The 8,354-nt window shown below is 75.8% G+C and carries 7 protein-coding genes and 1 pseudogene; 2 read left to right on the top strand and 6 right to left on the bottom strand.

From position 1 onward, the window contains the following. A partial coding sequence (eutC, locus tag WCS02_RS14725) for an ethanolamine ammonia-lyase subunit EutC (RefSeq protein ID WP_340294522.1) occupies window positions 1–793 on the top strand: 793 nt, incomplete at its 5' end. 45 nt (window positions 794–838) lie between these two features. Here eutC and WCS02_RS14720 read toward each other — a convergent pair. From WCS02_RS14720 to WCS02_RS14705, 4 genes are all read right to left on the bottom strand, one after another. Continuing rightward, window positions 839–2,086 (bottom strand): TerC family protein, encoded by a 1,248-nt coding sequence (locus WCS02_RS14720; RefSeq protein ID WP_340294520.1) that lies wholly within the window; start codon window positions 2,084–2,086, stop codon window positions 839–841. Window positions 2,087–2,232: 146 nt separating this feature from the next. Continuing rightward, window positions 2,233–2,622: a DoxX family protein gene (locus tag WCS02_RS14715; RefSeq protein ID WP_376984219.1), complete on the bottom strand. Its 390-nt coding sequence runs from the start codon at window positions 2,620–2,622 to the stop codon at window positions 2,233–2,235. A 77-nt stretch (window positions 2,623–2,699) separates the two neighbouring features. Next, window positions 2,700–4,835, bottom strand: a complete 2,136-nt coding sequence (locus WCS02_RS14710) for a DEAD/DEAH box helicase (RefSeq protein ID WP_376984221.1) — start codon at window positions 4,833–4,835, stop codon at window positions 2,700–2,702. A gap of 276 nt (window positions 4,836–5,111) precedes the next feature. Next, on the bottom strand, window positions 5,112–5,780 hold the full coding sequence (locus tag WCS02_RS14705) for a hypothetical protein (protein WP_340294518.1): 669 nt from the start codon (window positions 5,778–5,780) through the stop codon (window positions 5,112–5,114). A gap of 28 nt (window positions 5,781–5,808) precedes the next feature. Here WCS02_RS14705 and rpsD point away from each other — a divergent pair, with 28 nt between their 5' ends. After that, window positions 5,809–6,459: a 30S ribosomal protein S4 gene (gene rpsD / locus WCS02_RS14700; protein WP_376984224.1), complete on the top strand. Its 651-nt coding sequence runs from the start codon at window positions 5,809–5,811 to the stop codon at window positions 6,457–6,459. A 6-nt stretch (window positions 6,460–6,465) separates the two neighbouring features. Here the strand turns inward: rpsD and WCS02_RS14695 are convergent, their stop codons facing one another. Together WCS02_RS14695 and WCS02_RS14690 are read right to left on the bottom strand one after the other, a co-directional pair. Further along, window positions 6,466–7,518 (bottom strand): glucose 1-dehydrogenase, encoded by a 1,053-nt coding sequence (locus WCS02_RS14695; RefSeq protein WP_340294514.1) that lies wholly within the window; start codon window positions 7,516–7,518, stop codon window positions 6,466–6,468. A 52-nt stretch (window positions 7,519–7,570) separates the two neighbouring features. After that, a pseudogene (locus WCS02_RS14690) lies at window positions 7,571–8,354 on the bottom strand (hypothetical protein); the annotation flags it as partial.

The following is an 8,354-nucleotide window of genomic DNA, read 5'->3' as shown; positions in this document are numbered from 1 at the left end:
CGCGCGCGACCACGCAGCGGCCCCACCGGCCCCGCCCGCCGGGTCGACGACCCCGGCCCCGGTGACGACGCCGACCTCCGACCCGTGGCAGGTGCTGCGCGCGGCCACCCGCGCCCGGGTCGCCCTGGGCCGTGCCGGCGACGCGCTGCCGACGGCGAGGGAGCTGGAGTTCCGCGCGGCCCACGCCGCGGCGAAGGACGCCGTCCACGCTCCCTTCGAGCCCGGGCTGGTCCGGGAGGCGCTGGGCGGCGCGGACGTGCTCTGCGTGGCCTCGGCCGCCCCGGACCGGACGACGTACCTGCAGCGCCCGGACCTGGGGCGCCGGCTCGCCGACGGGACGACGTTCCCGCCGCCCGGGGACGGCGTCGACCTGGCCGTGGTCGTCGCCGACGGGCTGTCGCCGCTCGCGGTGCACCGTCACGCGGCGCCCACGGTGACCGCGCTGCTCGCGCGGCTGCCGGGCTGGGTGGTCGCCCCGGTGGTGCTGGCCAGCCAGGCCCGGGTGGCCCTGGGCGACGAGGTCGGCGCCGCCCTGGGGGCCCGCGCGGTGGTGGTCCTGGTCGGCGAGCGGCCGGGGCTGTCGGCGGCGGACAGCCTCGGCGTCTACCTCACGTGGGACCCGCGGCCGGGGCGGGCGGACTCCGAGCGCAACTGCGTCTCCAACGTCCGCCCGCCCCACGGCACCGGCTACGAGGCCGCGGCCGTCACCGTGGCCGCCCTGCTGAACGCCGCCCGCGAGCTCGGTGCCTCCGGGGTCGCGCTCAAGGACGAGGGGCCCGCGCTCGGGGCCTGAGGCCGGGCGCGGGCCGGTGCGGCCCGGGTCGTGGCGGGTGCCGGGTCAGCGCACCCGCGCCGGCTCGTCGCCGCGGTCCGTGCCCGTGAGCACCGGCTCCACCGGGTCGTCCGGGTGGACCCGGTCGTGGCTGTCGCGCGCGCGGGTGAGCAGCGCCATGAGCTCCGGCTCGTCGCGCACCATCTGCTTGTACTTCGGGCCCAGCGCGACGATCGCGTCGCGCTCCTCGACCAGCTGCCGGAACACCCGCTCCCGCTCGGCCTCGTCGTGGGTGTACTCCATGTCGAGGTAGCTCGTGGCGTGGCGGCGTGCGTTGTTGATGGCGGTCTGCGCCTTGCCCGCGGGGCTGAGCAGCGAGGCGACGACGACGACGACCAGCACGCCGAGGATGACGGCGAGGCTCAGGCCGGTGGAGATCTCGACGACCTCGACCGGCTGGCCGCCGTTGACGAACGGCAGGTTGTTCTCGTGCAGGGCGTGGAGGATGAGCTTGACGCCGATGAACGCGAGGATCGCGGCGAGGCCGTACTTGAGGTAGATGAGCCGGTCGAGCAGGCCGTCGATGAGGAAGAACAGCTGGCGGAGCCCGAGCAGCGAGAACGCCGTGGCGGTGAACACCACGTAGACGTTCTGCGTGAGGCCGAAGATGGCCGGGATCGAGTCCAGCGCGAAGAGGATGTCGGTGCCGCCGATGGCGACCATGACCAGCAGCATCGGCGTGAGGGCGCGCTTGCCCTCGTGCTGGGTGAACAGCTTGTCGCCGTCGTAGTAGTCGGTGGTGTGGAACACCTTGCGGGCCAGGCGCACCACGATGTTGCTGCCGGCGTCCTCCTCGTCGTGCCCGGGCTTGAGCAGGTTGCCGGCCGTCAGCAGGAGGATGAGGCCGAAGAGGTAGAACACCCAGGCGAAGGTGTTGATGAGTGCCGCGCCCAGGAAGATGAACCCCGTCCTGGCGACGAGCGAGAACACGATGCCGAACAGCAGGACCTTCTGCTGGTCCTCGCGCGGCACCCGGAAGCTGGCCATGATGATGAGGAAGACGAAGAGGTTGTCGACGCTCAGCGCCTTCTCCGTCACGTAGCCGGCGAAGTACTCCGAGCCCATCGAGGTCCCGCCGAAGACCAGCACCCCGACCCCGAACAGCAGCGCGATGCCGATGTACAGCGCGGACCAGAAGGACGACTCCCGCAGCGTCGGCACGTGCGCCTTGCGCACGTGGAAGATCAGGTCGTAGAGCAGCAGCCCGATGATGAAGGCGACGGTCGCTGCCCAGACCCAGACGGGGACGTCCACGTGGTGCTCCTCTGCTGTCAGCCGCCGCGAGGGCGGACCGGCCGGGCGCCCGCCGTCACGGCGGCGCCCGCCCCCGAGGGTGCCATCTCCGGCGGCCGGGGACCTCGCCCGGGCACGCGACCGGCCACCACAGACCCCACCGAGGGCTACGGCCGCCGGGACCGCCACGCGCGCCACGCGCCGGTCGACCACAGCGCCCACGCCACGAGCAGCGGCTGGAACAGCAGCCTGACCGCCCGCGAGGTGTCGCTGTCCAGGCCGAAGGCGTCCGTGCGGGTGAGCAGCTGCGACACGTTGCCGGGCAGCACCGCGACGAAGAACGCCGCGACCACCCAGCCGACCAGGGGTCGCACGCGGCCCGGGGCGAGCACGAGCGCCGCGCCCAGCACGAGCTCCACCACGCCGGAGGCCACGACGACGAGGTCGGGCGCCAGCGGCAGCCAGCCGGGCACCTGGGCGCGGAACTCCTGCCGGGCGGGGCCCAGGTGCGCCGTGCCGGCCACGAGCAGCAGCGCGCCGAGCAGCAGCCGGCCCACGACCCTCGCGGCCCGGTGGTGTCCGGGACCGTGACGGTCGTGCGCGGGGCGGGGCGGCACCGCCGGTGCCGCCCCGCTCACGCGGTCCGTGCCTGCAGCGCCTCGGTGAGCAGCTGGACGAGCGCCTCGAGCTGGACGTCCACCGAGGACGACACCTCCTCGTCGGAGCCGTCCAGGGCGCGGGCGGCCAGACCGGCCTTGGAGTCGATGAGCTCGGCGACCTTGCTGTCGATGGTCTGCGCGGCGATGACGCGCCACGCGGTGACCGGGGCGTCCTGGCCGATCCGGTGCACCCGGTCGATCGCCTGCGTCTGCTCGGCGTCGGTCCACGACAGCTCGGCGAGCACGACGTTGGAGGCCACCTGGAGGTTGAGGCCGACGCCCGCCGCGGTGAGCGAGCAGACGACGACCTGGACCTCGGGGTCGGTCATGAACGCGTCGACGTTCTTCTGCCGCGCGGTCCGGGTCTGCTCCCCGCGCACCGAGGCGTACCGGATGCCGCGGGCGGCGAAGGTCTGCTCGGCGGTGTCCATGACGTCGACGTGCTTGGCGAAGAACACGACCTTGCCGACGCTGCGGGCGAGCTGCCCGGCGTAGTCCGCGGCCAGGCCGGCCTTGGCCTGGCCGATGCGCCGCATCATCGAGAAGACGTTCTCCTCCTCGGTGCCCTTCTGGGTGTCCTCGCGCTCCCACGTCGCCACCCGGCGGACGAGCTCGTGGTCGATGCCCTCGACCGTGACGCCGGAGGTGCGCACCTCCAGGGCCGCGTCGTAGCGGCGGACCATGCGCCGGGCCAGGACCCGCTCGGCCTCGCGGACGGACCGGCCGGCCTCGCCGTCGAGCTCGACGGGCAGGTCGGCGACACGGCGGGCCGGGATGTCGGCGGCCACGTCGACCTTGCGGCGGCGCACGACGCCCATGTCGATGACGCACGCGCGGGCCGCGGGGTAGAAGCCCGGGTCGGCCGGCGTGAGCCCGGTCTCCGCCAGGCTCGCCATGAGGCGGGGGGTGGGCTTCTTGTCGTCGATCCAGCCGAGGAACTGCCAGATCGCCCGGAAGTCCTCGATGTCGTTGATGAGCGGGGTGCCGGTGAGCGCCATCATGAGCGGCCGGGCGAAGCGGCCGCGGATCCGGTCGGCCACCTGCAGCACGTGGCGCGAGCGCTGCGAGGTCCGGTTCTTGATGAAGTGGGCCTCGTCGACCACCATGCCGCGGAAGCCCATGTCGCCGAGCCAGCCGACGTGGCGGTCGAGGATCTCGTAGTTGACGACCACGACGTCGGCGAAGCCGTCCACGTCGTCCCCGTCGCCGTGGACCACGGTCGAGGGGTGGCCCGGCGTCCAGATGTCCGTCTCGCGGGCCCAGTTGGTCTTGACGACGTTGGGCACCACGACCAGCAGCGGGTAGGCGTCCGCGGCCTGCGCGGCCAGCAGCGCCTGCGCGGTCTTGCCCAGGCCCGGCTCGTCGGCGAGCAGGAAGGTCCGGTGCCCCTGCGCGGCGGCCGCGACGACCTGCGCCTGGTGCGGCATGAGCTCGCGCCCGCCCGGCGCCTGCAGGGACGACGGGTCCGGCAGGGTCATGCAGGAGGACTCGCCGCCCTCCTCGAAGGAGCGGAACAGCGGCCCGAGCAGCTCCCAGCTGCCGAGCTGGCCCGGCCCGGGCAGGACGGGCCCGACCGCGCTGAAGTCCGGCTCCATGAACGGGTTGGACAGCTGCCGGGAGATGACCGACCGGGGTACGACGCGGCGCTCGGGGGCCTGCTGCGGGGCGGGCTCGGCCGCCGCGGCGACGGGCTCGGCGAGCGGCGCCTCCTCCACGCCGGCCGCCTGCAGCATCTCGCTGCGCAGCTGGCGGGCCTCGTGCGGGACGACGGCGTCGTCGGCCAGCAGGACGAGCAGGGAGGTGTCGCGGGCCGCGGTGCGGGCGAGGATCGTGGCGACGCCGTCGAGCCGCTTGAGGTGCTCGGCGCGCTGGGCCTCGCTCAGGTCCTTGTCGGCCTTGGCGCGCGCCCGCTCCTCGCGCACGAGCAGGGCGACGACCTGGAAGGTGGTCCGGCCGGAGGCGCGCAGCGGGCCGCGGCGGACCGCGCTCTCGACGTCGCGCACCGCCTTGGCGAGCTCGGGGACGATCCCGGTGGCGCTGTCGCGGCCGCCCGTGCGGGTGCGCGTCGCGGTGGCGGTCCCGCCGGACCCGCGCTGGCTACGTCGAGCCACGTGTGCTCCTCCTCGGCTGGTGCCGGACGCGCTCGACCGGGACGGTCGACGGCGGTGACGTCCGCTCCCGGGCCCCGCGCGGCAGGACGACGCGCGTCTGGACCCGGACGACGGCCTCCCGGGCGCCCGCCCCGTCCGGACCGGGAGCCGGTCACCGTCCAGGGCGTGCCCGGCCCCGCTGGCCGTCGCCACAGACGGTACGTCGTCGGGGGGCCCGGCACCAAACGTCGCCCCCGGAGGGTCGCGGCCCGGGGCGCGCCGGCCCTAGCACCGCCGTCACGGACGGGCGAGGGCCTCCAGGCCCGCCCACGCCAGGCCGGGGCCGGTCGCGTCCAGGTCGAACGGCAGCCGGACGTCGACGGGGTCGCCGGGGCGGTCCAGGCGCAGGTCGAGCCCGTGGCGGTCCACCCGGAGCGGCCGGACCGGGTGGCCCCGCCCCGCGCCCGCGAACCCGGCCCGCGCCCCCAGGAAGGCGAGCATGCGGCGGTCGCGGGCCACGGCGAGCAGCAGGTCGGCCTCGTGCTCGGCGAGCGGGTCGACGACGGCGTCGCGGTAGCCGTCGGGGTCCAGCGGGACCGCGGGGCCCCCGGCGTCGCGCCAGACGAGCTCGACGGGCTCGAGCCGGCACACCGGGCCGGCGCCGGCGCGGCGCACCTCGAGCCAGCCCGCCAGGGCGAGCCGGCCGCGGACCCGGTCGCGCACGGCCACGGGCGCCAGGTCGGTGAGGCCGAGGCAGACGCCGACGTCCTGGCCCTCGTCGTCCGCGCGCTCGACCCGCGCCGCGAGCCGGCTGCCCTCGTCCAGGCCCAGCAGCAGCGACCCGTCGGCCAGGGCGGTCACGCCGGTGTCGAGCCGGCAGGTGCCGTCGTCCCACGCCACGTCGAGGGAGCCGACGGCGTCGACGACGCTGCGGGCACGGCTGAGGAGGTCGCGCACGAGCATCACGGATGCAGGTTAGGGTTGCCTTATCGCAATGGGCAAGCACCGGCTGCCCGAACCCGTCCTGAGGAGACACGTGCGCACGAGCGGATCCATGTCCAAGCTGTCCCGCGCCCTCGGCATCGCCCTGACCCCCGCCTCGGTGGGACCGCTCGAGCGACGCCCCTACCCGCCCGGCCAGCACGGCCGGTCGCGGCGCAAGGAGAGCGACTACCGGCTGCGGCTGCTGGAGAAGCAGCGGCTGCGCGCGCAGTACGCCGTCAGCGAGGCGCAGCTGCGGCGCACCCTCGCCACGGCCTCGCGCAGCGGGGCCAAGACCGGCGAGGTGCTCGTCGAGGAGCTGGAGCGCCGCCTGGACGCGGTCGTCCTGCGGTCGGGGATCGCGCGCACGGTGCAGCAGGCACGCCAGTTCGTCAGCCACGGCCACGTCCAGGTCAACGGCCGCACGGTGGACCGCCCGTCCTACCGGGTCGAGGTCCTCGACGTCGTCCGGGTCGCCCCCGCGAGCCGCTCCCTGGCGCCGTTCGTCGTGGCCGCGGCCGGCGGCAACGCCCCCGAGCACGTGCCGCCGCACCTGGAGGTCGTCCTGCCGGCGCTCACGGTCGGGGTGGTCGCGCGCCCGCGGCGGGCCGAGCTGCCCGTCGTGTGCGACGAGCAGCTCGTCGTGGAGCACTACTCCCGCTGAGCGCCCTCAGTCCGGCGGGGTGTCCAGCAGCAGCACCGACTTGATGTCGCCCTCGCGGTCCTCCACGGCCTCGGCGAAGTCCTCCAGCGGGACGACCCGGGTGACCATGCCGTCCAGCCACGCGGGGTCGGCCTGCACGAGCGCCTCGACGGCCGCCTCGTAGTGGCGGCGGTTGGCGTTCACCGAGCCGAACACCACGTCGTTGTCGAGCACCCACTCCCGGTTGAGGCTGCCCAGGTCGATGTCGACGCGGCCGGGGCTCGACACCCCGGCCAGGCAGACGACCGCGCCGGGCGCGGTCCCGCCGAGCACGTGGGCGACGACCTGGGGCACCCCGGTGCACTCGAGGACCACGTCGGCCGCCAGGTCCACCTGCTCGACGGGGCCGCCGTGGTACGTCCCGCCGAGGCGGCGGACGAGCTCGGGCTTGGGGCCGTCGGTGACCAGGTCGGCGACGTGCACCTCGAGGCCTCGCTGGGCCCCCATCAGGGCGGCGAGCAGGCCGACCGGACCGGCACCGGTGACCAGGACGGTCCGGGGCTCCCACCGGCCGCGGCGGCCGATGTGCTCGATGTGCTCCCAGGCCTTGGCGAGCACCGACGCCGGCTCGACGAGGACCCCGCGCAGTCCGAGCGACGCCGGCACGGCGACGAGCCGGTCGGGTTCCGCGCGGTAGGAGTCCCGGGCGAAGCCGTGCACGCCCTTGATGCCGTGCTCGGTGTAGCGGCCGTTGCGGCACATGTCCTGCTCGCCGACGGCGCAGCTGGTGCACGGCTCCGGGTCGGGCTCGCGGACCACGGCGACGACGAGGTCGCCCGCGGACAGCCCCGATCCCTCCGGGGCCTCGACGACCCGGCCCAGCGACTCGTGCCCGATGACGAGCCGGTCCTCCCCCGGCGGCGCCTCGCCGTACTCGCCGGACATGATCTCGCGGTCGGTGCCGCAGACGCCGACGGCGACCGTGCGGACCAGGACCGACCCCTCCTCCGGCGACGGCTCGTCGAGCTCGACGAGCTCCGCTGCGGACGGCTGGCCGGGGGTGACGGTGAGGGCTCGCACGGGGTCCGGGTACCCGCGCCCGCCCGGGAGGAACCTCCCGGGCGGGCACCGGTCAGCGGGCGGCTGCCAGGGCGAGCACGCGCGCCGGCGGGGCGGAGCGCTCGCGGGCCGCGGCGAGCACCGAGGCGGCGAGCCCGGCCAGCGCCCACACGACGAGCGCGACAGGCGCACCGCCGACCGGCTCCGACAGGACGGCGGCCTGCACCGCCTCGGTCGCCGGGGCCATCGGCGTGGCCGACACCAGGGTGCGCACGACCTCCGGGGCCGTGCCGGCGAGCGCCCCGGGGACGCTGAGGGCGAGCAGGGTGAGCGAGACCAGCCGGCCCGCCCCGCCGAGCCAGGCCACGAGCGCCTGGTTGGTGGCGGCCAGGGCGAGGCCGGCCAGGAGCACGGCGCCCGCGACCGCGACCGTGCGGCCGGCGCCCAGGTCGAGCGCGGTCGCCAGGACCAGGGTGACGAGCACCGTCTGCAGGCCGACGACGACGGCTGCGGGGGCGGCGGCGCGCAGGGCGAGCCGGAGCGGGCCGGACCGGCTGCTCACGGCGCCCGCCGGGACCGGGCGCAGGACGAGGAAGGTCACCAGGCCGCCGACGCCCACGGCGAACGCCGCGAGGAAGGCGAGCGCCCGCTCCAGGGTCGAGGGGTCGTCGCCGGTGGTCCGGACCGGGGCCGCGGCCACCTCGGCGAGCTGACGGCGCTCGGTCGCGTCGTAGTCGGGCACCTGCTCCGCGCCCTCGCCCAGCCCGGTGGCGAGCTGGTCGACGCCGTCGGCGAGGCCGGTCGCGCCCGTGGCCAGCTGGCCGGTGCCGCCCGCGAGGCCGTCGGAAGTCGGAGGC

The sequence above is a fragment of the Aquipuribacter hungaricus genome, assembly GCF_037860755.1.
Lineage (GTDB): Bacteria > Actinomycetota > Actinomycetes > Actinomycetales > JBBAYJ01 > Aquipuribacter > Aquipuribacter hungaricus.
This window is presented reverse-complemented; position numbering and strand designations above follow the sequence as displayed.